Here is a 23,653-nt window from a genome sequence, read left to right on the forward strand (position 1 = left end):
TTCTTATCGTTTCTTCTTGCCTGCTTTCGGAGACGCTTTTTGCGCACCCGAACGGTCTGCTGGTGAGGTGGAGGAATTGCGGCGACCGGATGGATCGCGCTCCTGATGTTCTTCGTCGGCGCGGCGCGCCTCGTTCTTGAGCAGGGTCTTGATACCCGGCTCGGTCACCAGTTTCAGGTCGATCTTGCGCGCATCGAGATCGACGCGTGCGACCTGCACCGTGACCCGATCGGTCAGCTGGTAGCGCATGCCGCTGCGCTCGCCGCGCAACTCATGCCGTGCTTCATCGAACTGGAAGTAATCGGCACCCAGGTCCGTGACATGTACCAGACCTTCGATAAACAACGAGTCGAGCTGCACGAAAATGCCGAAGGTGGCGACGCCGCAAATGGTACCGGTGAATTCTTCGCCGAGCTTGTCGCGGATGAAGTAACACTTCAGCCAGGCTTCGACATCGCGCGAGGCTTCATCAGCACGCCGCTCGTTAGCCGAACAATGCACGCCCAGCGCATCCCAGATGGTCAGGTCGGCGGCGTTCTTTTGCTTGCCATCGGCCTTGTCCTTGACAGCTTGCTTGCGCGCCGCGTTCGACACCGTCGTATTGAGCACGGTCGTGTCGATGCCCTTCGGGTCATAGCGCTTGCCGAGCAAAATGGCCTTGATCGCACGGTGTGTCAGCAGATCGGGATAGCGCCGGATCGGGCTGGTGAAATGGGCATAGGCTTCGTACGACAGGCCGAAGTGGCCGATGTTTTCCGGGCTGTAGACTGCTTGCTGCATCGAGCGCAACAGCATCGTTTGCAACAGTGCTGCATCGGGCCGTGCCTTAATCTTCGGCATCAGCTCGGCATAGTCGGATGCTGATGGCTTGTCGCCGCCACCGAGGTTCAAACCGACCTGCTTGAGGAAGGTGCGGACCTGGTTGAGCTTTTCCTTGGTCGGTGTCGCATGGATGCGGTACAAGCTGGGCTGCTTGTGGCGCTCGAGGATATCGGCGGCGCAGACGTTGGCTGCCAGCATGCACTCTTCGATCAGCCTGTGCGCATCGTTGCGGGTGCGCGGCAGGATCGATTCGATCTTGCCGTTGGCATTGGAAACGATATAGGTTTCGGTGGTCTCGAAATCGATTGCGCCACGCAGATGGCGCGCTTTCAGCAACGCGTGATAAACCGCATGCAGGTTCAGCAAATGCGGCACCAGCGCCGGCCGCTTGGCCGCATCCGTGCCCTTGGTATTGGCAAGGATAACCGCGACTTCGTCGTAAGTCAGGCGCGCTGCCGAATGGATCACGGCCGGATAAAACTGGTAGGCCTTGATCTCGCCTTTAGCGGTAATCACCGCATCGCACACCAGCGTCAGCCGGTCGACACCCGGGTTCAAGGAACACAAACCGTTCGAGAGTTTTTCCGGCAGCATCGGAATTACCCGGCGCGGGAAATACACCGACGTGCTGCGCTCGAGCGCATCGACATCAAGCGGCTCGTTGGGCTTGACGTAATGGCTGACATCGGCGATCGCCACGATCAGGCGGAAACCATCAGCGCGGCCGATCTTGATCGGCTCGCAATACACCGCGTCATCGAAATCGCGGGCATCGGCACCATCGATGGTCACCAGCGGCACATCGCGCAAATCGACGCGATCGGTCAGGTCGCTCTCGCGCACTTCACTTGGCAATTTGGCGGCAGCTTTTTGGGCTGCGTCGGAAAAAATATGCGGCACACCGAACTTGCGCACGGCAATTTCGATTTCCATGCCGGGATCATCGATCTCGCCGAGCACTTCGACGATACGGCCGACCGGTTGTTTGAAGCGCGATGGCTGTTCGGTCAGTTCGACACTGACGACCTGGCCGGTCTTGGCGTGGCCCGGGGACCCGGACAACGCAATATCCTGACCGATGCGCTGGTCTTCAGGAGCGACCAGCCAGACGCCGTTTTCATTGAGCAAGCGACCGATGACATGGGTATTGGCACGTGACACGACTTCGACGATAGTGCCTTCCGGACGACCGCGACGGTCGGTGCCGATGATGCGGGCCTTGACGCGGTCGCCGTGCAAGACTTTCTGCATTTCTTTTTCGGACAGGAACAGGTCGTCGCCGCCGTCATCCGGGACCAGAAAACCGAAGCCCTCACGATGACTGCTGACGCGGCCATCGATGAAACCGGTACTACTGGAAAGATGATAGAGACCTTCGGCGTCGGGCTTGAGCTGGCCATCACGCTCCATCGCGTTCAGACGGCGCATCAGCACTTCGAATTCGTCACCGTGGACGTTGAGAGCAGCGGCGATTGCCTCTACGTTGAGCGCGTCGGTTGACGTGCGCAGGATGCCGAGAATTTCCTCGCGGCTGGGAATTGTGTATTGGCTCAAATGTGGGTCAGTTAGTTGTTATTGGTAAGAATTCGGAAAAACCGGAAAACATCTTGGCGCGTTCGCGGCGAGTTGATCAGCGTGCGGCCATGATGGTCGACTTGCTTCGGACTCGGCAGGCTCTGCAACAGCAACTTCGCGAAACTGCGCGCCCGCGTAGTGTAACGGACTGCGCGAGTTTAACCTATCACACCAGTTATTTGCAGACCGGCATGAAACGCTATTTGACAGGGGGAGGTTTTCCTTTATACTTCGGTTTCTTTGGAAGGCCCACGTGGCGGAATTGGTAGACGCGCATGGTTCAGGTCCATGTGTCTTCGGATGTGGGGGTTCGAGTCCCTCCGTGGGCACCAAGCCTTTCATTAAAAAACCCATTGTTTCGACAGTGGGTTTTTTTTCGCCTGCCGATTCATTACCGGTAAGCACGACCCCCTTCACAACCACGTCGACGTCAATAAAAAAGCCACGCATCGCATGGCTTTTTTAAACGCTGTTACTGCGGCTCGCCCTTCTTAAGCCACGCATGCAACTGATGGGCACGCAGGCCGTCGTATTCTTCGAACGGCTGATGAATCCACGGATTCGATTCCAGATAATCCAGATAGAAATCCGGCCGGATCGACGAGCAGGCCTTGCACCAGATCACCGCCGATTTGACTTCGGTCACGGCGGGGAAATTGGTCTTCAGGTGATGCTGGACTTTTTCCAGCGTCACGCCCGAATCGACCAGATCATCGAGCAGCAGCACGCGCCCGCCCAACGAGCCGCGTGTCATCGTGATGAATTTGCCGATGTCGAGGTCGCCGCGCTTGGTGCCGGTTTCCTCGCGATACGAACTGGTCGACAGGATCGCCAGTGGCACATCAAAAATGCGAGAAAAAACATCGCCCGGCCGCAAACCACCGCGCGCCAGGCACAACACCTGGTCGAACTTCCAGCCGGAATCATGGACCATCATCGCCAGGCGTTCGATCGCCCGATGATAGTCATCCCACGAGACCCAGAGATCTTTGTCATTCGATGCAGGTAGCGACATGATGAGCCCGATCCTTACTTGAACGGATGACGCAGGACGATGGTTTCTTCGCGGTCGGGACCGGTCGAGACCATGTCGATCGGCACGCCGACCAGCTCTTCGATGCGCTTGATGTAGGCGCGCGCATTGGCTGGCAACGCCGCCATCGACTTCGCACCGACGGTGGTGTCCGTCCAGCCAGGCATTTCTTCGTAGACCGGTTCGCAACGACCGGCATCTTCGGCGCCGACCGGAAAAATATCGACGTGCTTGCCATCGATCAGATAACCGGTACACAGTTTGAGTGACTCAAGACCATCGAGCACATCGAGCTTGGTCAGGCACATGCCCGAGACGCCATTGATCTGCACCGAGCGACGCAGCAACGCCGCATCGAACCAGCCGCACCGGCGCGGACGACCGGTGACGGTACCGAACTCGTGACCGACGCTCGACAGATGCAAGCCAACGCCGGCATCGGTGGGCAGTTCGGACGGAAACGGACCACTGCCGACACGGGTCGTGTAAGCCTTCGTGATACCGAGGATGTAATGCAGCATGTTCGGACCAACACCACTGCCGGCGGCGGCATTACCGGCCACGCAGTTGCTGGAAGTGACGAACGGATAGGTACCGTGATCGACGTCGAGCAAACTGCCCTGTGCGCCTTCGAACAGCAGATTCGCGCCGCCTTTGTAGGCCGCGTGCAGGGCGCTGGAGACATCACTTGCCATCGGTGCCAGGCGCGGCACGTCGGCCAGCGCGTTGTCAAAGGTTTGCTGGAAATCGACCGCCGGTGCTTTCAGATATTCGGTCAGCACGAAGTTATGGAAGTCGAGATTCTCGCGCAGCTTTTCGCCGAAGCGTTTTTCATTGAGCAGGTCGGCAACACGAATGGCGCGACGCGCAACCTTGTCTTCGTAGGCCGGGCCGATGCCCTTGCCGGTGGTACCGATCTTGGCCGCGCCACGGGCCGCTTCACGCGCGCCATCAAGGGCGGTGTGATACGGCAGGATGATCGGGCAGGCTTCCGATACTTTCAGGCGCGATTCGACTTCGACGCCCACCGCTTGCAGCTTGTCGATTTCACGCAGCAGATCAGGGACCGACAGCACGACGCCGTTGCCGATGTAGCAGGCCACGCCGGCGCGCATGATGCCTGACGGAATCAGCTGCAACGCGGTTTTCTTGCCACCGATGACCAGCGTATGGCCGGCATTGTGGCCACCCTGAAAACGCACCACGCCTTGCGCGTGATCGGTCAGCCAATCGACGATCTTGCCCTTGCCTTCATCGCCCCACTGGGTCCCGATTACCACCACGTTTTTTGCCATCTTTGTCTGAGTCATCACTTAACCTAAATTTTTGAGTTGCCAATTGCCATTGTCGAGAACCAGTGCGCGATCGCAGTCGAACTCTTCCTGATCATTTTCGTGGCCAGGCAGATTTTGAATTACCACCTCACCGGCTTGCCGCAAGACGGCGATTTCTGCGCGCAATGTCGCGTCGGTGCCCCACGGTGCACGAATCGCACTAAGCCGTTGTGCTGCCGGCAGCAAACGCGCCAGCTCACGCAAATCCATCGAAAAACCTGTCGCCGGCCTTGCCCGACCGAAGGCTTCGCCGACATGGTCATAGCGGCCACCGCGCGCCACCGGATTCGGCAAGCCTGGCACGTAGGCCGCAAACGTCGCCCCGCTTTCATAGTGATAACCGCGCAGGTCAGCCAGATCGATGATGATCTGCGCAGCACCCGCCAGCTGCACGAGGGCGTCGAGATCGTCGAGCGCCGCCGCAATACCCGGCAATGCGGGCAGCACCGCACGGGCGCGCACCAGCGTGGTGGCATCGCCGTACAAATCCGGTAATGCGAGGATCGCATCACGCGCGATGGCGCCGAAACCAGCGGTCAGCAAACGCAGGCCAGGCGCATCCTTGGCCTTGAGCAGCGCGAACAGAGCGGCTTCATTGGCACGCGCTACCGCATCCTGCGCCATGATCGCGCGCACGATGCCAACGTGGCACAGATCCAGTCGTACGGTACGGATACCCGCCAGTGCCAGCGACGCCAGTACCAGTTGCTGGATCTCTGCATCGGCTTCGAGGCCGGCATGACCGTAAATTTCAGCACCGATCTGGAATGGCTCGCGAGTAGCGTGCAAGCCGGACGGTCGGGTGTGCAGCACGCTGCCGGCATAGCACAAGCGCGTCACGGATGACCGGTTAAGCAGGTGTGCGTCGATGCGCGCCACCTGGGTCGTCATGTCGGAACGCACGCCCATGGTTCGACCGGATAGCTGGTCGACCAGCTTGAAGGTGCGCAAATCGGTATCGGCACCGGCACCGGTAAGCAACGACTCGAGATACTCGAGCATGGGCGGCATCACCAGTTCATAGCCGTAGTGACGGAAATTATCCAGCAGTTGACGGCGCAACTCTTCGATCTTGCGTGCCTCGGAAGGCAGCACATCGGCAATATTTTCAGGGAGTAGCCAGTTGGGCATGACAGGAGCAGTGTGGGTAAAAAAAAGGCAAGTCGCGTCGCAAGCTCACGCAACTGAGCGCCGCAGCGGCTGTTCCGGTTGAACTATCCAACGGGACAACAGCAGGCACGGCGCCATTATGGGGAAGAGCACACGCCGGACGCAGAATACGCTGCAACCGGCCCTGCCCGCAATGTTATTTCTTCGGGCTGGCGGCAGTCGCGCCGGGGCTCTTGAAATATTTGAAGAACTCCGAGCTTGGATCGAGCACCATCAGGTCACTGCGGCTCTTGAAGCTGCTGCGATAGGCTTCCAGGCTACGATAAAACTTGTAGAACTCGGGGCTCTTGCCAAAGGCTTCGGCATAAATCTGGGAAGCCTTGGCGTCGCCTTCACCGCGCAGCATTTCGGCATCGCGGTAGGCATCCGCCAGCAACACGGTACGCTGACGATCTGCATCGGCACGGATTTTTTCGGATTCGGCGGCGCCGGTTGAACGCAGCTCATTGGCCACGCGGGTCCGTTCTGCCTTCATCCGTTCGTAGACCGAGATGTTGATCTGCTCGACGTAGTCGACCCGCTTCAGGCGCACATCGACGATTTCGACACCGATCTCCTTGGCTTCATCAGCGACCTTTTTCTGGATCGCATCCATCACGCTGCCACGCTCGCCGGAAATCACTTCCCGCACGGTGCGCTTGGTGATTTCTTCGTTCAGTGCGGCCTTGACGATTTGTGCCATCCGGTCCAGTGCACGTCGCTCGTCACCGCCAAAGCTGACGAAGTACAAGGTCGGGGCAATGATGCGCCATTTGACGAATGCATCGACCAGGATGTTTTTCTTTTCGGCCGTGATGAAACGGTCGGCATCCGGTGTGTCGAGGGTCAAAATGCGCTTGTCAAGGAACAGCACATTTTGAAACGGCTGCGGCAGTTTGAAATGCAAGCCGGGTTCACTGATGACCTGCTTGACCTCACCGAGGGCAAACACGATCGCGTATTGACGCTGGTTGACCACGAAGATCGACGAGGTCAGCAGGTATAAGGCAATCAGCGCGAGTACGACAGCAGAAACAATGCGGTTCATTAGCGCACCTCCCGATCACGACCACGCGATTCGCGTTGTCGTTGCAACTCGACGGACTCGGCCGGAGCCGCTGCGGCCGGTGTCATTGCCGGCGTTACCGCCTTGGCTGCCGGATCGCTCGCTACCGATTGCGAAATCAGCTTGTCGAGTGGCAGATACAGTAGGTTGCTGCCGGATTTAGCGTCAACCATCACCTTGCTGGTGTTCGTGAATATTTGTTGCATGGTTTCCAGATAGATTCGATCGCGGGTAACCGCAGGAGCTTTCTCGTATTCGACCAGTACTTGCTTGAAGCGCGACGCATCACCTTCGGAGGTCGACACAACACGCGACTTGTAGCCTTCGGCTTCCTGCAGCAAGCGCGACACCGCACCACGGGCTTTCGGAATCACGTCATTGGCGTAAGCCTGACCTTCGTTCTTGGCACGTTCGCGGTCCTGACCTGCCTTGACGGCGTCATCGAACGCGGCTTGCACTTGCTCCGGCGGCTGCACACCCTGCATCGTGACGTTGGCAACTTGCACGCCCGATTTGTAGCGATCGAGAATCTGCTGCATGAGTTGGCCAACATCGAGGGCGACTTTTTCGCGCCCTTCGTACAGGACGAAGTCCATCTTGCTGTGACCGACAACTTCACGAATCGAACTCTCGGCAACCATCTTGATCATCTCTTCCTGGTCGCGATTATTGAACAGCCAGTCCGCTGCATTCTTCAGCCGGTATTGCACGGCGAATTGAATGTCGATGATGTTTTCATCTTCGGTCAACATCAATGACTCTTGTAATTGCTTGTTCTTGGCGTTGCCGCGGTAGCCGACCTCGACCGTACGCACCGACGAGACATTGACGATTTCATGCGATTGAATCGGTGCTGGCCAGCGCCAGTTGAAACCGGCCGGCGTCATGTGACTGACCTTACCGAAGGTCATGACCACGGCGGTCTGACCTTCCTGAACAATGAAAAATCCGCTGATAAGCCAAAGGAACGCCGCAATCACTGCGACAACAGCAGCACCGACGCCGGCACCGCGCATGTCGGGATTGAAACCACCACCGCCGTTGCCGCCGGAGTCCGATCCGCCACCGCCTTTTTTTCCGCCGAGAAGGCGGTTCAGGCGGACATTGAAGTCGCGCCAGAGTTGTTCGAGATCAGGTGGCCCGTCGGGTGGCCGGCGGCCATCCTGATTGCCATTCTGGCTTTGTTTGTCGTCTTGCGAACCTCGACCCCAACGCGGGTCGTTCAGCGAAAACTTCAAACCAAATTTTTTGAGAAGAGAAACGAGCATTCGATCGCAATCAGGCTGAAGTGATGGTTAAAGGGAGTGTCGCTACTGCATACATGCCGTCAAACCGGCGCATCGCAAGGGAGAACGACCGGGCTTTCACCTGACGTCGCTACCCTGCTTGATTTTGCAATTTCACCGATCGCGCTTCGCAGCAAATCAACACCAAGGCCGCTTTGAGCGCTCACAAAAACGCGTCGAATTTTATCATATTCGTCGCGTTCCAAAGCGGGCTCAAGGCCAGCTGCATCGATCTTGTTCCAGACCAGTATCTGTGGAATCTGATCTGCACCGATTTCCTTGAGGACATTATTGACTTGCTCGATCTGCTCCATCCGGTTCGGGCTGGCGGCGTCGACAACATGCAGCAACAGATCGGCGTGGACGGTTTCTTCGAGGGTGGCACGAAACGCGGCTACCAGTTGATGCGGTAGTTCGCGAATGAAACCGACGGTATCCGACAACACCACGTTGCCAGCATCGCCCATGTAGACGCGACGCGATGTCGTATCCAGCGTCGCAAACAACTGATCAGCTGCATAGACGCGCGCCTTGCACATCGTATTGAACAAAGTCGATTTACCGGCATTGGTGTAGCCGACCAGCGAGACGGAGAACACTTGCCCGCGACCACGCGCACGCCGCTGAGTCGCGTGCTGCTGCTGTAATTTATCGAGCTTGGCCCGCAATGCCTTGACCCGTTCACCCAGCAAACGGCGATCGGTCTCGAGTTGCGTTTCGCCGGGACCGCGCAAACCAATACCGCCTTTTTGGCGTTCAAGGTGAGTCCAACCACGAATCAGCCGCGTGGCCAAGTGCTGCAATTGCGCCAGTTCGACCTGCACCTTGCCAACATGGCTTTGGGCCCGTTGCGCAAAGATGTCGAGGATAAGACTGGTGCGATCGATGACACGCACCTTCATGTGGCGTTCGAGATTACGTTGCTGTGCCGGTGTCAGCGCATGATTAAAGATGACCAGTTCAAGTTCGTCATCGATGACCGCGTCACCGATCTCGCTGGCCTTGCCCGACCCGACAAAAAAGGCCGCGTCGGGGCTGCTGCGCTTGCAGGTGATGCGAGTCACTGGAACCGCGCCGGCGGACTTTGCCAGTAGCGAGAGTTCTTCGAGACTGGCGGCAAATTCACCTTTGCCGAAGTCGACGCCGACCAATGCGGCGCGCATGCTAATTGCGCCCCATTGGCGCGGGAATCGGCATCCGCTTAGTCTGCTTCAGGTTCGAGATTGAGGGTCACTGCACGGGCCGGCACGACGGTAGAAATGGCGTGCTTGTAGACCATCTGGGTCACGGTGTTACGGAGCAAAACAACGTACTGGTCGAACGATTCGATATGGCCTTGCAGCTTGATGCCATTGACCAGATAAATAGAGACGGGAACGTGCTCTTTACGCAAAGCGTTAAGGAAGGGGTCTTGTAACATTTGCCCTTTGTTGCTCATGGAAACTCCGATATGTTGTTGTGTTGTAGTGGCGTGTTTAGGAGTTGGTGACAGCTCGCGGACTTTTCAAGGGCTACACGGCGCCTTTTGAAAATGTAATTGATTTCCGGCGTTGTCGCCATCTCTGCCACAAAGCAAACTGTCGGGCCGGCACGAGCGTACGCCGACCCGTTGTTTTTTATTTCTCGTGCCGCGAGAACGGATTCTTGCCCGACCTGAACTCGATGCGCAACGGCGTACCGACCAGCGCAAACGTTTCGCGGAAATGCTTTTCCAGGAAGCGCTTGTAATTGTCATCGATCGCATCGAGCGAGTTACCGTGAATGACGACGATAGGCGGGTTCATGCCGCCCTGATGCGCATAGCGCAGCTTCGGACGAATGGACCCCTTGCGACGCGGTTGCTGGTGCTCCACGGCTTCGATCAGTGCACGCGTCAGCTTCGGTGTCGACAGGTCGCTCATCGCTGCCGCGTAGGCCGAATTGATCGACTTCATCAACTGGTCGACACCAGTCGCCTTGAGCGCCGAGATGTAATGAAACTTGGCGAACGACAGGAAATCGAGCTTGCGGTCGAGGTCGATCTTGATCTCGTCGCGACGGCTGCTGGTCAGGCCATCCCACTTGTTGACACCGACGACCAGCGCACGGCCGGATTCAAGAATGAAGCCGGCGATATGTGCGTCCTGCTCCGAGATATCCTGCTGCGCATCAAGCAGCAGCAAGACCACGTTGGCTTCCGAAATCGATTGCAGCGTTTTCACGACCGAGAATTTTTCGATCGCCTCGAACACCTTGCCGCGCCGGCGGATACCGGCCGTGTCGATCAGCGTGTATTGCTGGCCGCTGCGTTCGAACGGAATTTCGATCGAGTCACGCGTGGTGCCCGGCATGTCGAATGCGATCACGCGCTCTTCGCCCAGCAGCGTGTTGACCATGGTCGACTTGCCCACGTTCGGACGGCCGACGATGGCAATGCGGATCGCTTTGCCGAGGTCGACGGCGACTTCTTCATCGACCGGCTTTTGTGCCAGCGCCAGGGTCAGTGCTTCTTCGACCAGGTCCATCACGCCATCGCCATGGGCGGCCGAAATCACGTATGGATCACCCATGCCGAGTTCGTAGAAATCGGCCGTCACCGCGCTGTAGCGCATGCCTTCGGCCTTGTTCACGACCAGCATGACCTGCCGGCCGGACTTGCGCAGAAAATCAGTGATGGTCTTGTCGTGCGGCGTCATGCCTTGCCGGCCATCGACGATGAAAATCACCATGTCGGCTTCAGCGACCGCTTGACGGGTCTGCTTGGCCATTTCGTGCATGATGCCTTCCTTGGCGACCGGCTCGAAACCACCGGTGTCAATGACCAGGAAGGGGCGCTCACCCATGCGACCTTCACCATAGTGGCGGTCGCGGGTCAGGCCCGGCATATCGGCGACGATGGCATCCCGCGAGCGGGTCAGTCGGTTGAATAAGGTGGATTTGCCGACGTTCGGTCGGCCCACGAGTGCAATTACCGGCTTCATTAAATAGTTTTACTCGGCCGCCAACGCGACCAATGCCCCTGCTTGAGTTTGAAAGATCACGCGATCACCAGCCACTACCGGCGTGGCCACAATCGGGCTGCCGTCAGTGGCAACACGGGCCAGGAAAGCGCCGTCATCGCGTGCAAGAAAATGGATGTAACCCTGACCATCACCGATTGCTACCGACCGGCCGAAAGACACTGGCGCAGACAACCTGCGATACCCGAGTTTGTCGTTGCGCCAGACGTTGGTTCCGGTATCACGCGCGAAGGCCGACACGGCACCGACATCATTGGCAGCAAAAATGAAGCGCTCGTCGGCACCCACGCCGACATCGCTGGACCAGTCTTTCGACCAGCGCACCGTGCCACCAGCCAGGTCGAAGCAACCGACACGGCCCTGATAAGCGACCGCGCAGATTTCGCGGCCGATGATGACCGGGTTGCCCGAGGTATCGGAAACCCGTTCGAGTTCGGTCGCACCACGCGGATCACCGACGGCAACCTCCCACAGCGGTGCGCCATTGTTGAGTGTCATCGCCAGCAAGCGACCGCCCGGCATCGCGGCATACGCGGCAGTATCGTTGGTGACAATTCCCGGCGCGGAACGCAATGTCAGCGCCGGCGTCGTACGCTGCAGGAACCAGCGACGCGTACCGGTGGCGACATCGAATGCGGCGATACGGTTATCCACACTGCGTACGATGACCAGGTCGGCAGTGACCGCCGGTGCCGACAGCACTTCACTGGTGGTCTGTGCTTTCCAGCGCAATTTGCCGTCGCCGTCGAACGCGTAGATCATGCCTTTTGCCGCGGATACAGCGACCGTGTTGCCGTCACTGCCGACACCGGCAGTCAGTGCTGCGCCGGCATTGATGCGCCAGACTACCGCACCGGTAGCCACATCAAAACGGGCGATGGTACCGTCCGCCGCAGCAGCAAAAACATTGCTGCCGACGACTGCCGGCGACAGGTCGAAACCATTCGACTTGCCGACCGCGACGGTCCATGCGGTACGCACAGCCATCGTCGGCTTGAACTCGACCAGCGCGACTGGCGGATTGCGTTGCGGCGGCTTGCTGAACGGATTGAGCGAAGCGCATCCAGCCAGCGTCACCAGAATCATCGCTCCTGCCAATTTGACTGCACTATGCATTTTTTTCCTTTAACCGAAGAAGATTGACCGCACCGTTCGCGCAGTCAGTTTTATGCTGCAGCCTTGGCAGCAGCGCCGCCGATGGCATCGAGCTTCAATTGAATCAACTGACGTCCGGGATTTTTTTGTTCTGCCTTGTCGAGTGCGAGTTGATAGGCCGTGCGTGCTTCGGGCAACTTGTCCTGGGCGACCAGCAAGTCGCCCTTGCGGTCGGCGACGTCTGCGGCAAACGCGGCCGGGAAGTCACCCGCCAGCAGCGCCAGACCGGCGTCGTAAGCTTTTTCGTCGAGCAGCACACCAGCGAGGCGAATGCGGGCAATCGCCTTGTATTCGGTATCGGCACCCTTGTCGATGATCCATTGCAGCTGGGCTTTAGCCAGCGGCACATCGTTGGCGTCGACCGCTGCCTTGGCAGCAACCAGCGCACTCATCTGGGCATAGGCTGTCCGTACATAGCGGTCTTGCAGATCGGTCGCCGCGCGCTGGATACGGGCGTTATCCTTGGCGGTGACCGCATTCTGTAATTCGTTGTACAGCATGGATGCCTGCGTCGATTGCGTGCGCTGATAGTAATTCCAGCCGGACCATGCCGCATACCCGGCCAGCACAATGGTCAGCGCCCAGGTCAGCAGATTGCCGTACTGGCTCCACCAGGCCTTGATGCTGGCCATTTGCTCTTGTTCTTCGTGATCGTATGCCATGTTAACTTTGTCTCAATCGTGAATTGTCATCGGTGGATGAGAGGATTAGTGATGCGTGTGATCATGCGCGGCATGGTCGTGGTCCGCGTGGCTGTCATCGCCAATAATCTGGTCCACCAGATAATCGGCCACGCTGTCGAACGGCACCAGGGCTTGCTGATGCTGGTGTGTCTCTCCATCAGTGGCACGCAATGCCTTGACGGTCGCCATGTCGCCGGCGACTTCATCTTCTCCGAGAATGACGGCATAAGCAGCGCCACTGGCATCAGCGCGTTTCATTTGTGCCTTGACACTGCTGCTCGAAGCCGACGCGCAATGTAGCACAACGTCGAGGCCGGCATCGCGTAAACGCTCCGCGACGACCGAGGCTTTGAGCTGCGCGGCCTCACCCTGATGGACGACATAGACGTCGCACTGGCTGCCGGCATACTTTTCGCCGCCGGCTTTCATCAGCTCCAGCAGGCGTTCTATGCCCATCGCGAAACCGCACGATGGCGTTGGCTTGCCGCCGAACATGTCGAATAGTGTGTCGTAACGACCGCCCGCGCAGACCGTACCTTGCGAACCGAGTTCGTCGGTGACCCACTCGAACACGGTGCGGTTGTAATAGTCCATGCCGCGCACCAGGCGCGGGTTGATCGTGAACGGCACGTTGTTATGGCGCAGGATGTTTTGCACGCCGTCGAAATGGGTTTGCGATTCCTCGCCCAGATATGCCAGCAATTGCGGCGCGGCATTGACCATCGCTTGCATCGCCGGGTTCTTGGTATCGAGAATGCGCAGCGGATTGGTGTGCAGGCGCCGTTTGGCTTCTTCGTCCATCACGTCCAGATGCTGCTCGAAATACGCGATCAGGTCGATCCGGTGGCGATTGCGCTCTTCGGCATTGCCGATCGAATTGAGTTCAAGCCGGATGTTATCAAGGCCGAGGTCATCCCACAGGCGCTGGCATAACATCATCAGTTCGGCATCAATATCCGGACCGGAAAACCCGAGCGCTTCCGCACCGACCTGATGAAACTGGCGATAGCGTCCCCGCTGCGGCCGCTCGTGCCGGAACATCGGACCGGTATACCAGAGCCGCTTCGGACCTTCGTAGGTCAGATTGTGTTCGATCGCCGCACGCACGACGCCGGCAGTGGCCTCCGGACGCAAGGTCAGCAGGTCGCCATTCATCGAATCGGCGAATGAATACATTTCCTTCTCGACGATATCGGTGACAGTGCCGAGGCCGCGCGCGAACAGGGAGGTCGATTCGACGATAGGCGTGCGGATCTGCTGGAAGCCGTAGCTTTTGAGTACGGTCTGCACGGTGTTATCGAACAATTCCCACAGGCCGGTGTCGGCCGGCAGAATATCGTTCATGCCTTTTACAGCGGTGATCTTGTCGGCTTTTTTAGGGGCCGTTTTTTTATCTGACTTATCTGACATATCTGACATAAGGGTGTGTTTCCGCTATCAATTCATGCCACTGGCGTGGTCTTGCCGTAATGGCTTTGTACATACTCCAGCACGATGGCCTGGAATTCTTCCGAGATGCGCTCGCCGCGCAGCGTGACGGTTTTTTCGCCATCGACAAACACCGGCGCGGCCGGCGTCTCGCCGGTACCTGGCAAGCTGATACCGATGTTGGCATGGCGCGATTCGCCGGGACCGTTGACGATGCAACCCATGACCGCGACATTCATTGCCTCGACGCCGGGGTAATCGATTTTCCAGACCGGCATCTGGTCACGCAAGTAGGTTTGGATGCTGTCGGCCAGCGACTGGAATGTGGTCGATGTCGTACGGCCGCAGCCCGGGCAAGCGATGACCATCGGCGTGAACTTGCGCAAGCCCATCGTCTGCAGGATTTCCTGGCCGACGATGACTTCGCGGGTGCGGTCGCCGCCCGGCTCGGGCGTGAGCGAAATACGCACCGTGTCGCCGATGCCCTCTTGCAGCAGCACCGACAGTGCCGCCGTCGAGGCGACGATGCCCTTGCTGCCCATGCCGGCTTCGGTCAGGCCGAGGTGCAGCGGATAGTCGCACCGATTGGCCAGTTCACGGTAGACGGCGATCAGGTCCTGCACACCGGAGACCTTGCAGGACAGGATGATCTTGTCGCGCGCCAGACCGAGTTCTTCGGCGCGCAAGGCGTTGTCGACCGCCGAAGTAATCAGTGCTTCGTACATCACGGCCTGCGCGGTCCAAGGCACGGCGCGCCTGGCGTTTTCATCCATGATGCGTGCCAGCAGCGCCTGGTCCAGACTGCCCCAGTTGACACCGATGCGCACCGGCTTGTCGTACTTGCAGGCGGCTTCGATCATCTGGGCAAACTGGGTATCGCGCTTGGCCCCCTGCCCGACATTGCCGGGATTGATGCGGTACTTCGACAGCGCACGGGCGCAATCGGGATAGTCGTTGAGCAGCGTGTGGCCGTTGTAATGGAAGTCGCCCACCAGCGGCACATTGACACCCATGCGATCGAGCTGTTCACGGATCGCCGGCACGGCAGCAGCGGCTTCGGCATTGTTGACCGTGATGCGGACCAGCTCGGAACCGGCGCGGGCCAGCTCCTTGATCTGGATGGCGGTACCGATCGCATCGGCGGTATCGGTGTTGGTCATCGATTGCACGACGACAGGCGCATCGCCACCGACCAGAATCACGTGATCGCCATGACGAATGGCGACCTGGCGCACCATGCGGCGCAATGCCGGACCGGACGGAATCGGCAGGCAATAAAGTGGATCAGAAGAAGGCAGATCTGAAGAAAGCAGGCTCATGGTCTATTTCAGGTTGATGCGGGCAACATTATTGTTCGACGCGGACGTTAGCGGCAGGGGCGCACCACGCAAGGTAGCATCGACGCCCGCCGCGTTGCCGACCACCAGTGTGACCGGCCCGGCGATGTCGAAGGTGCCAACGCTGCCGGCGCGGTAAAGTTTCGACGCGACGGCTGTCGTGCCGCTGCCGCGAATTTCTATCCACGAATCGCTGCGCACAGTGAGCACTAACTGGTTATTGGTCGATGCTGCCGGTGGCGCAACCAGCGCCAGGTCCACTGGCGGAATTGCGGCCGTAACAGGCACCTTCGCTTCGGCAGCCGGTGCGGCAACCGGTGCTGCAACCGGTGCTGCAACCGGTGCTGCAACGACTATGTCAGCCGCTACGGGGACAGCCAGCGCAGGCGTGGTTCCGATCGGCATGTCCGGCGTAATTTCGACATGCCCGGGAGAAGGTTCGGGACCGGTACCGGCCGGCTCGACGGTATCGCCGCGCAACACGCTCAGGCCGGACGACACCTTGGCCGAAGCGGTTTCGAAGTCATGTGGCAACCAGCCGTAATGCTGCGCCACCGAACTGATCGCAACCACGGCCACGACCACCAGCAAAGCGGAGTACCACTTCGACGACGCCCGGTGTCCGCTCGCAGAAGTCAGCCGATTATCAGAAAAATTGGTCGGTGACATCCTGCGTCGGGCGTGTGCAGGGACGGTCCCGCTCAAATCCTCGACCGGCAGGATCAGGTTGACCATCAGCGGGGTTGCGTCGATACCCAATAATTTTGCATAGGCGCGAATGAAGCCGCGCGTCACCGCAATGCCGGGCAAGGCGGCATGGTTGTCGTCTTCCATTGCCTGGATCTGACGTGGCGCCAGGTTCAGGTGCGAGCCCACCTCCGAAATACTCCAGCCGCGCGCAACCCGCTGGCGCGCCATTTGCGCACCTGGCGACAAGGTCGATTGGCCTGGTTGGGTGGCTTGTTCCGGCTGGCCGGGTGTTGCTGGTTCAAATGGCACTGGATTGGATCCGTCTTCACTCATCAAAAGCCCCGCGTTGGTAGGCTGCGAATTCGTTCGACGCCGGGTAGCGCCTCCGCAGTTGGGTAACCAGGCTGTTTTCGGCAGTCCGGTTCCCTAGTTTGTGTTCGGTCCGGATCGCCAGCCACAGCACCTCGACGCTCAACACATCCGCCTTCAGCAGACGCCCGGTGTAAAACTGGGCACGCTCGTATTCGCGTCGGTTGTAGTGCATGTTCGCCAGACTGAGCATGGCAGACGCATTGTTCGGATCGAACTGGAAAGCTTGCTTGAAGTACCGCTCCGCGGCAGCTTCGTCATTGAGTTTCAGGCTGCACAGGCCGGCGTTATTGAGCGCCTTTGACGGCTCCTGATAGGTGCGGCTTTTGAGTGTCGCCTCGAAGTACGCGATCGATTCGGCCGCGCGTCCGTTCTGGCACAGGTACCAGCCGTAGTTACTGGTCAGCTCGGGATTGTTCGGTGCCAGCCGGATTGCCGTGCGAAAGTTATCGTCGGCCAGCTTGATCTCGCCCATGTTCATGTAGATCAGTGCCCGCACGCTGTATGCATCGGACAGATTCGGGTCGGACAGCAATGCCTGCTTGAGTTCGTCGAGGGCCACCGGAAGCTGGCCCTGCTGGTAATAATTGATCGCCAGTTCCAACCGGATTTGTGCACGGCGCTGGTTGTCAGTGCGGTCCGATGCGGTGGCCAGCTCGGCCTGCCCGCTGCTGCCCGGCGCACCGGGACCGGTGACAACACAACCAGCTAGCGTGACCAGCAACGAAACTAACAACAAACTGACGGTATTTTTCAAGAAGTCACCTCGACCAGACGCCCAAAATCCTTGCCGAATTTTTGCTGGTACTCGGCCATTTTCTGCATGCGTTCCTGCACCTTGGTGCGGTCCTGCACCTCACCGGCGAGCTGGCCGCAGGCGGCATCGATGTCATCACCGCGGGTCTTGCGGATGGTCGTCACGATGCCGGCATCCATCAGCACTTGCGCGAACAACTTGATCTGCGGATTGTTCGAGCGGGTCAGGCCGGATTCGGGGAAGGGATTGAATGGAATCAGGTTGAACTTGCACGGCACCAGTTGCGCGCCGTGGCGCACCAGCGCTACCAGTTCACGCGCATGCTGCTCGGTGTCATTGACGCCGTCGAGCATGCAGTATTCGAAGGTCACAAAATCGCGCGGCGCGAATTCCAGGTAGCGCACGCAGGCCGCCATCAATTCCTTGAGCGGATATTTTTTGTTCAGTGGTACCAGGCTGTCGCGCAGTGCATCGTTGGACGCATGCAGCGAGACCGCCAGCGCGACCGGGCAATCCTGGCCGAGCTTGTCGATGTTCGGCACGACGCCACTGGTCGACAAGGTCACGCGCCGGCGCGACAGGCCGTAGGCGTTATCGTCAAGCATCAGCTTGAGCGCGGTGACGGTCGGTTCGTAATTGAGCAGCGGCTCGCCCATGCCCATCATCACGACATTGGTGATCTGGCGCTCGCCTTTCGGGCCGGGCTCGATGCCTTTGGTCTTACGTAATTCGAATTCGGCCATCCACAACTGGCCGATGATTTCACCGACCGTCAGGTTGCGGTTGAAGCCTTGCTTGCCGGTCGAACAGAACCGGCAATTGACTGCGCAGCCCGCTTGCGTCGAGATGCATAGCGTGCCGCGATTTTCTTCCGGAATGAACACGGTTTCGACTGCATTGCCCTGCCCTACATCGAGCAGCCACTTGCGTGTACCGTCGGTCGAGGTGTGATCACTGATCACCGCAGGAGACTGCACCACTGCGCGGGTCGCGAGCTTGTCGCGCAGTGATTTGGCCAGATCCGTCATTGCCGTGAAATCACTGGCTCCGAACTGGTGGATCCAGCGCTGCAATTGCTTGGCGCGGAACGGCTTCTCACCCAGTTCGCCGCAATAAGCAACGAGCTGCGCGGGATCGAGGTCCAGCAAATTGGTGAGAGCCATGGCGTCCTAACAATGTGGCCGCAATATCGCTGCGGCCGGATTTAAAAATTAACGGGAATAAATATTCAGTGCTGGGAAGAAATACGCGATTTCGACTTGTGCGGTATCGACGGCATCCGAACCATGGACAGCGTTGGCATCGATCGAGTCAGCGAAGTCAGCACGGATCGTACCTTTGTCGGCTTTTTTCGGATCGGTGGCGCCGAGCAGGTCGCGGTGCTTGGCAATGGCGTTTTCGCCTTCGAGGGCCTGAACCACAACAGGACCGGAGATCATGAAGTCAACCAGATCCTTGAAGAAAGGACGGGCGCTGTGCACGGCGTAAAAGCCTTCGGCTTCGGTGCGTGACAGATGCATCATGCGCGAAGCGATGATTTTCAAACCAGCGTTTTCAAAACGGGTGTAAATTTGGCCAATGACATTTTTTGCGACGGCGTCCGGCTTGATAATTGACAGGGTGCGTTCGATAGACATCTGTAAAAACTCCAATGAAATTAAAGGGTTAAGTGTTGAATTTGATCCACCAACGAACGCGGGATTTTAGCATGAAAGCCCCTCGATTAAACCAAAACCATGACGATAGCCGACGCATGACCCCCTATTCTACTTACCCGGAGCCCGCATGAACCAGCACTACGACCAGACCTACTCTTCCCCGGCGACGACCCGCAGCGCCGGCCACCGCGTGATGCGCAACACCTACTGGCTGCTTGCGCTGTCAATGATTCCCTCAGTCCTTGGTGCCTGGCTGGGCGTCAAAATGAACTTCTCGCTCTTCGCCGGCAGCCCGTTCATCGGCTTCATGCTGTTCATGGGGATTGCCTACGGCTTCTTTTATGCGATCGAAAAAACCAAGGAAACCGGCATGGGCGTGGTGGTCCTGCTGGGCTTTACCTTCTTCATGGGCCTGATGCTGTCGCGCCTGATTGCACATACGCTCGGTTACGCCAATGGCAGCACGCTGGTGATGACAGCCTTCGGCGGCACCGCCACGATCATGGGCGTGATGGCCACGATTGCGACGGTCTCGAAGCGCGATTTTTCAGGCATGGGGCGCTGGTTGTTTGTCGGCATGCTGGTCATCCTGGTCGCGGCAGTGGCCAATATTTTTCTGCAAATGCCGGCGCTCTACCTGGCAGTCTCGGTGCTGGCAATCGGTATTTTTTCGGCGTACATCCTGCATGACGTGCAACAGGTCATCAATGGTGGCGAGACCAACTACATCACGGCAACGTTGCACATCTATCTGGATGTCTACAATATTTTTGCCAACCTACTGGCACTGCTCGGCATTTTCGGCGGACAGCGGGACTGACATTGCGAGCATAAGAGTACCGCAGAATGCAGGGTGCAATAACCGAAGGGCATTGCACCGCCAGCGGAGCATTTGGTGCAATGCCCTGCGGTTATTGCACCCTACGATTGCGGCCAGGATGATGCCTTAGTAAAAAAAGCCGACCGGCAGGCCGGCTTTTTTTACGCGCTCGTTATCTTCATGCCAGATCGAAGACCGCCATCGATTCGACATGCGCGGTGTGCGGGAACATGTTGACCACGCCGGCTTGCGACAGCACATACCCTCCCGCCACCAGCAACTGGGCATCCCTTGCCAGCGTCGCCGGATTGCACGAGACATACACAATGCGTCGCGGCTTCTGCACCGGCTGCAGTTCGGCCAGCGCTTCGCAGAGCGCCATCGCGCCATCGCGCGGCGGATCGATCAGCAGGCGATCGAAGTAACCCAGCGCGACCAGATCCGCGCCCGTGATGTCGAACAGGTTGCGGCACTCGAAACTGGTCTTGTCCTGCACACCATTAAAGCGTGCGTTGTCCATCGCCCGCTGCGTCAGCGCGGCACTGCCTTCGATGCCCACCACCGCGCGCACCTGCGTGGCGATCGGCAACGTGAAATTGCCCAGACCGCAAAACAGGTCGGCGATGCGCTCCTCCGGTTGCGCATCCAGCAAGCGCAACGCACGGGCGACCAGCACCCGGTTGATCTGATGATTGACCTGCGTGAAATCGGTTGGCTTGAACGGCATCGTGATACCGAATTCCGGCAATGAGTACTGCAGCGACTGGTTGGCCGGGTAGTACGGCACGGCACTCTCCGGACCGGCCGCCTGCAGCCACCAGACGATCCGGTGCAGATCGGCAAAGGCCTTGAGCAATACTTCATCGGCACGACTGAGCGGCGCCATGATGCGCAACACCAGTACCGTGACCACGCCGTCATTGCCCTCGCCGACAGCCAGTTCGATCTGCGGTACCTGTTCGACAATCGACAAGGCAGCGATCAGTTCGCGCAGCGGCACCAGCAATGCCGAGACCTTGGGCGGCAGGATGTCGCAGCTGGTCATGTCGGTCAGGTAGGAGGATTTTTTTTCAATGAAGCCGACCAGCACGCCGCCCTTGCGCGGTACGTTGCGCACCGACAGACGGGCGCGATAGCGGTAACCCCAGGTCGGGCCGTAGATCGGTCGCAGCATCAGGCGCGGCCGCACCTTGCCGATATGCCAGAGATTGTCTTCAAGCACGCGCTGCTTGATGGCAACCTGTGCGGCAGCATCGAGGTGCTGCATCGCGCAACCGCCGCAAGTGCCGAAGTACGCACATTGCGGCGTGACCCGCATCGCCGATTCACGCACCAGTGCCGTCATACGGGCGGCTTCCCATTTCGATTTCTTGCGAAATGACAGGAAGCGCACCTGTTCGCCCGGCAGCGCGCCTTCGACAAAAATGACCTTGCCGTGACTGCCGTCTTCGTTGACGAGGTTACCGACACCGCGCGCTTCCATGTCGAGGGATCGGATTTCCAGAATAGTGTGCGGCATAGGAGTGACCAGAGACTGACGGCAAGGCCGTCGAGGTAAATAGAAAAAGGATTAGAGCAAGGAGTCGCGGTCAACGCCGCGTGCCACCAGAGCGCGCTTGAGCTTGATCAGCGCTTCCTGCTGCACCTGGCGCACCCGCTCGCGCGTCACGCCGATCTCGGCGGCCAGCGCTTCGAGCGTGGCCGGGTCGTCGTCTCCCAGTCCGAAGCGACGCGTGATGACCAGGCGCTGTTTGTCGCTCAGGCGGGCCAGCCAGTCGCGCACCAGCAAGGCGGTTTCATGTTGCTCGGCACGTGCCTCCGGTCCGTCGCCGGGATCGCCCGGCAGCAGGTCCATCAGACTGCTGTGCGGATCGGCGTCGAGCGGCGCGTCCAGCGAGGCCGCGTGCTCGGACAACGACAGGATATCCTGCACGTCTTCGGCGCTGCGCCCCGTCAGGTGCGCGACATCATCGATGGACGCATCCTTGCCGTCGTGATGCAGGGCCTCGAGATGGTATTTGGCGCGCAGTACCTGGTTGAGCTCGCGGATCACGTGCACCGGCAAGCGTACGGTGCGTGCCTGGTTCATGATGGCGCGCTCTATGCTCTGGCGTATCCACCAGGTCGCGTAGGTCGAGAAGCGGAAACCGCGTTCCGGCTCGAATTTATCGATGGCCCGCATCAGGCCGAGATTGCCTTCCTCGATCAGATCGAGCAATACGACGCCGCGGTTGATGTAGTGCTTGGCAATCGATACCACCAGCCGCAAGTTGTGCTCGATCATGACCTGGCGCGCCGGGAAATCGCCGGCCTTGGCCAACGTGGCGTAATGCACTTCCTGCGCGACTGTCAGCAAGGCGCGCGCGCCGATCTGGTTCAGGTACAGCTGGGTCGTGTCGGTGGACAGTTCCGATGCGAGCACCTTGCGGATGTCATCGATCGACTTGACCAGCACGGTGACGCCAGGGGAATCATTGTCCGCATCACCGTCGCTCCGTGCATCCAGCCCGTCCTCATTGGACGCGGCGTCACCGGCTTCATCTTCATCGGGCAACGCATCATGAACATGGCTCATTTATCGGCCGGGAAGAAACTTCGCAGGATCGACCGGCTTGCCTTGCTGGCGGATTTCGAAATGCAGCTTGACGCTATCGGAGTCGGAATTCCCCATCTCGGCAATTTTTTCGCCACGGGTCACCGTCTGGCCTTCCTTGACCAGAATCGATTTGTTGTGGGCGTAGGCCGACAGCAAATTGCTGGTGTGCTTGACGATGACCAGGTTGCCGTAGCCGCGGATGCCGCTACCGGCATACATGACCTTGCCTGCACCGGAGGCAATCACCGCCTGGCCACTCTTGCCGGCGATATCGATACCTTTTTTGCCGGCATCAAAAGAACCCACTACCTTGCCCTCGGTTGGCCAGATGAAGCCGACATTTTCTTCTTCGGGTGACGACGGATCGGCTTTTTTCTCGACGGCTTTCGGTGCCTCGGCGCGTGGTGGTGGCGTCACTACCGCAGGTGTGCCGTCCGGCTTCTGCATTTCGGCCAGCGTCGCTTCGGAATACGGCCGCTTGTCGCCGCGCGGGCCGGTTTTTGCCGGCGTTGCGCCGGTACCGTTGAGGGGGCGCACATCGACACCGGAACCGGCGGCAACGCTACCGGTCTGCGCGGTGCCGGCTGGCGGCAGCACGCGCAAGACCTGGTCGACCTGGATATCGTTCGGGTTGGTCAGGTTGTTCCACATCACGATGTCACGGGTATTCTGACCAAATTCCTGCGCAATGCGGTTGAGCATGTCGCCTTTCCTGACCGTATAGAAGCCCGGCGCATCCGGTGCGCGGACACCGCTGACTGGCGTTGCCATGTCGACCACGGGTGCGGGGCGACGCGGTGTCGCGCAACCGGCCAGGACGGCGCTGACCAAAAGGAAAATAGCTAAGTGGGGTTTATTCATTCTGGGTGATGTGTTTTGTATTGATGCTGTTGAGG

21 protein-coding genes and 1 tRNA gene are annotated in these 23,653 nt (G+C 59.0%); 2 read left to right on the forward strand and 20 right to left on the reverse strand.

The window, feature by feature from the left end; translation table 11 throughout:
- Positions 1 to 3: 3 nt before the first annotated feature.
- Positions 4 to 2,376 carry a ribonuclease R gene (gene rnr / locus RHM62_RS15240; protein ID WP_322122915.1) on the reverse strand — a complete coding sequence of 791 codons (2,373 nt, stop codon included), beginning with the start codon at positions 2,374 to 2,376 and terminating at the stop codon, positions 4 to 6.
- A 268-nt stretch (positions 2,377 to 2,644) separates the two neighbouring features.
- Here rnr and RHM62_RS15245 point away from each other — a divergent pair.
- Positions 2,645 to 2,729: transfer RNA gene (locus RHM62_RS15245), tRNA-Leu, on the forward strand.
- A gap of 140 nt (positions 2,730 to 2,869) precedes the next feature.
- Here RHM62_RS15245 and RHM62_RS15250 read toward each other — a convergent pair.
- The 16 genes from RHM62_RS15250 to ndk all read right to left on the reverse strand — a co-directional run bounded on the left by RHM62_RS15250 (position 2,870) and on the right by ndk (position 19,320).
- On the reverse strand, positions 2,870 to 3,412 hold the full coding sequence (locus RHM62_RS15250; RefSeq protein WP_322122916.1) for a phosphoribosyltransferase: 543 nt from the start codon (positions 3,410 to 3,412) through the stop codon (positions 2,870 to 2,872).
- Between the two features lie 14 nt (positions 3,413 to 3,426).
- Positions 3,427 to 4,740, reverse strand: coding sequence for an adenylosuccinate synthase (locus RHM62_RS15255; protein ID WP_322122917.1), 1,314 nt, complete (start codon positions 4,738 to 4,740; stop codon positions 3,427 to 3,429).
- A gap of 3 nt (positions 4,741 to 4,743) precedes the next feature.
- Positions 4,744 to 5,895 (reverse strand): ATP phosphoribosyltransferase regulatory subunit, encoded by a 1,152-nt coding sequence (locus tag RHM62_RS15260; protein ID WP_322122918.1) that lies wholly within the window; start codon positions 5,893 to 5,895, stop codon positions 4,744 to 4,746.
- Positions 5,896 to 6,070: 175 nt separating this feature from the next.
- Positions 6,071 to 6,961: a protease modulator HflC gene (hflC, locus tag RHM62_RS15265; protein ID WP_322122919.1), complete on the reverse strand. Its 891-nt coding sequence runs from the start codon at positions 6,959 to 6,961 to the stop codon at positions 6,071 to 6,073.
- Positions 6,961 to 8,247, reverse strand: coding sequence for an FtsH protease activity modulator HflK (hflK, locus tag RHM62_RS15270; protein ID WP_322122920.1), 1,287 nt, complete (start codon positions 8,245 to 8,247; stop codon positions 6,961 to 6,963). The genes hflC and hflK overlap by 1 nt, the downstream gene beginning before the upstream one ends.
- A 59-nt stretch (positions 8,248 to 8,306) precedes the next feature.
- On the reverse strand, positions 8,307 to 9,428 hold the full coding sequence (gene hflX, locus RHM62_RS15275) for a GTPase HflX (protein WP_322122921.1): 1,122 nt from the start codon (positions 9,426 to 9,428) through the stop codon (positions 8,307 to 8,309).
- A 38-nt stretch (positions 9,429 to 9,466) separates the two neighbouring features.
- Positions 9,467 to 9,703 (reverse strand): RNA chaperone Hfq, encoded by a 237-nt coding sequence (gene hfq, locus RHM62_RS15280; RefSeq protein ID WP_009665448.1) that lies wholly within the window; start codon positions 9,701 to 9,703, stop codon positions 9,467 to 9,469.
- A 178-nt stretch (positions 9,704 to 9,881) separates the two neighbouring features.
- Entirely contained in the window at positions 9,882 to 11,225 is a 1,344-nt protein-coding gene (der, locus tag RHM62_RS15285) for a ribosome biogenesis GTPase Der (protein ID WP_322122922.1), read from the reverse strand.
- A 9-nt stretch (positions 11,226 to 11,234) separates the two neighbouring features.
- Positions 11,235 to 12,380: an outer membrane protein assembly factor BamB gene (gene bamB, locus RHM62_RS15290; protein WP_322122923.1), complete on the reverse strand. Its 1,146-nt coding sequence runs from the start codon at positions 12,378 to 12,380 to the stop codon at positions 11,235 to 11,237.
- A 50-nt stretch (positions 12,381 to 12,430) separates the two neighbouring features.
- Positions 12,431 to 13,081 carry a tetratricopeptide repeat protein gene (locus RHM62_RS15295; protein ID WP_322122924.1) on the reverse strand — a complete coding sequence of 217 codons (651 nt, stop codon included), beginning with the start codon at positions 13,079 to 13,081 and terminating at the stop codon, positions 12,431 to 12,433.
- A 45-nt stretch (positions 13,082 to 13,126) separates the two neighbouring features.
- Positions 13,127 to 14,521, reverse strand: a complete 1,395-nt coding sequence (hisS, locus tag RHM62_RS15300; RefSeq protein ID WP_322122925.1) for a histidine--tRNA ligase — start codon at positions 14,519 to 14,521, stop codon at positions 13,127 to 13,129.
- Positions 14,522 to 14,544: 23 nt separating this feature from the next.
- Positions 14,545 to 15,849, reverse strand: coding sequence for a flavodoxin-dependent (E)-4-hydroxy-3-methylbut-2-enyl-diphosphate synthase (gene ispG / locus RHM62_RS15305; RefSeq protein ID WP_322122926.1), 1,305 nt, complete (start codon positions 15,847 to 15,849; stop codon positions 14,545 to 14,547).
- A 3-nt stretch (positions 15,850 to 15,852) separates the two neighbouring features.
- The gene (locus RHM62_RS15310) at positions 15,853 to 16,866 is read right to left on the reverse strand and encodes a RodZ domain-containing protein (RefSeq protein ID WP_322122927.1); all 1,014 of its coding nucleotides are present in this window, start codon (positions 16,864 to 16,866) and stop codon (positions 15,853 to 15,855) included.
- A 16-nt stretch (positions 16,867 to 16,882) separates the two neighbouring features.
- A complete protein-coding gene (pilW, locus tag RHM62_RS15315; RefSeq protein WP_322122928.1) occupies positions 16,883 to 17,683 on the reverse strand; it encodes a type IV pilus biogenesis/stability protein PilW in 801 nt (266 codons plus the stop codon).
- Positions 17,680 to 18,846 (reverse strand): 23S rRNA (adenine(2503)-C(2))-methyltransferase RlmN, encoded by a 1,167-nt coding sequence (rlmN, locus tag RHM62_RS15320; protein WP_009667472.1) that lies wholly within the window; start codon positions 18,844 to 18,846, stop codon positions 17,680 to 17,682. The genes pilW and rlmN overlap by 4 nt, the downstream gene beginning before the upstream one ends.
- A 48-nt stretch (positions 18,847 to 18,894) precedes the next feature.
- Positions 18,895 to 19,320: a nucleoside-diphosphate kinase gene (gene ndk, locus RHM62_RS15325; RefSeq protein ID WP_322122929.1), complete on the reverse strand. Its 426-nt coding sequence runs from the start codon at positions 19,318 to 19,320 to the stop codon at positions 18,895 to 18,897.
- Between the two features lie 148 nt (positions 19,321 to 19,468).
- Between ndk and RHM62_RS15330 the strand changes: the two genes are divergently transcribed.
- A complete protein-coding gene (locus tag RHM62_RS15330) occupies positions 19,469 to 20,161 on the forward strand; it encodes a Bax inhibitor-1/YccA family protein (protein ID WP_322122930.1) in 693 nt (230 codons plus the stop codon).
- Between the two features lie 178 nt (positions 20,162 to 20,339).
- Here the strand turns inward: RHM62_RS15330 and rlmD are convergent, their stop codons facing one another.
- The 3 genes from rlmD to RHM62_RS15345 are packed head-to-tail and all read right to left on the reverse strand — an operon-like array spanning position 20,340 to position 23,618.
- A complete protein-coding gene (gene rlmD / locus RHM62_RS15335; protein ID WP_322122931.1) occupies positions 20,340 to 21,680 on the reverse strand; it encodes a 23S rRNA (uracil(1939)-C(5))-methyltransferase RlmD in 1,341 nt (446 codons plus the stop codon).
- A 51-nt stretch (positions 21,681 to 21,731) separates the two neighbouring features.
- Entirely contained in the window at positions 21,732 to 22,736 is a 1,005-nt protein-coding gene (gene rpoS / locus RHM62_RS15340; RefSeq protein WP_322122932.1) for an RNA polymerase sigma factor RpoS, read from the reverse strand.
- A complete protein-coding gene (locus RHM62_RS15345; RefSeq protein WP_322122933.1) occupies positions 22,737 to 23,618 on the reverse strand; it encodes a peptidoglycan DD-metalloendopeptidase family protein in 882 nt (293 codons plus the stop codon).
- Between the last annotated feature and the right edge of the window lie 35 nt (positions 23,619 to 23,653).

It is taken from the genome of Actimicrobium sp. CCC2.4 (assembly GCF_034347385.1).
In the GTDB taxonomy this organism is placed as follows: Bacteria; Pseudomonadota; Gammaproteobacteria; order Burkholderiales; family Burkholderiaceae_D; genus Actimicrobium.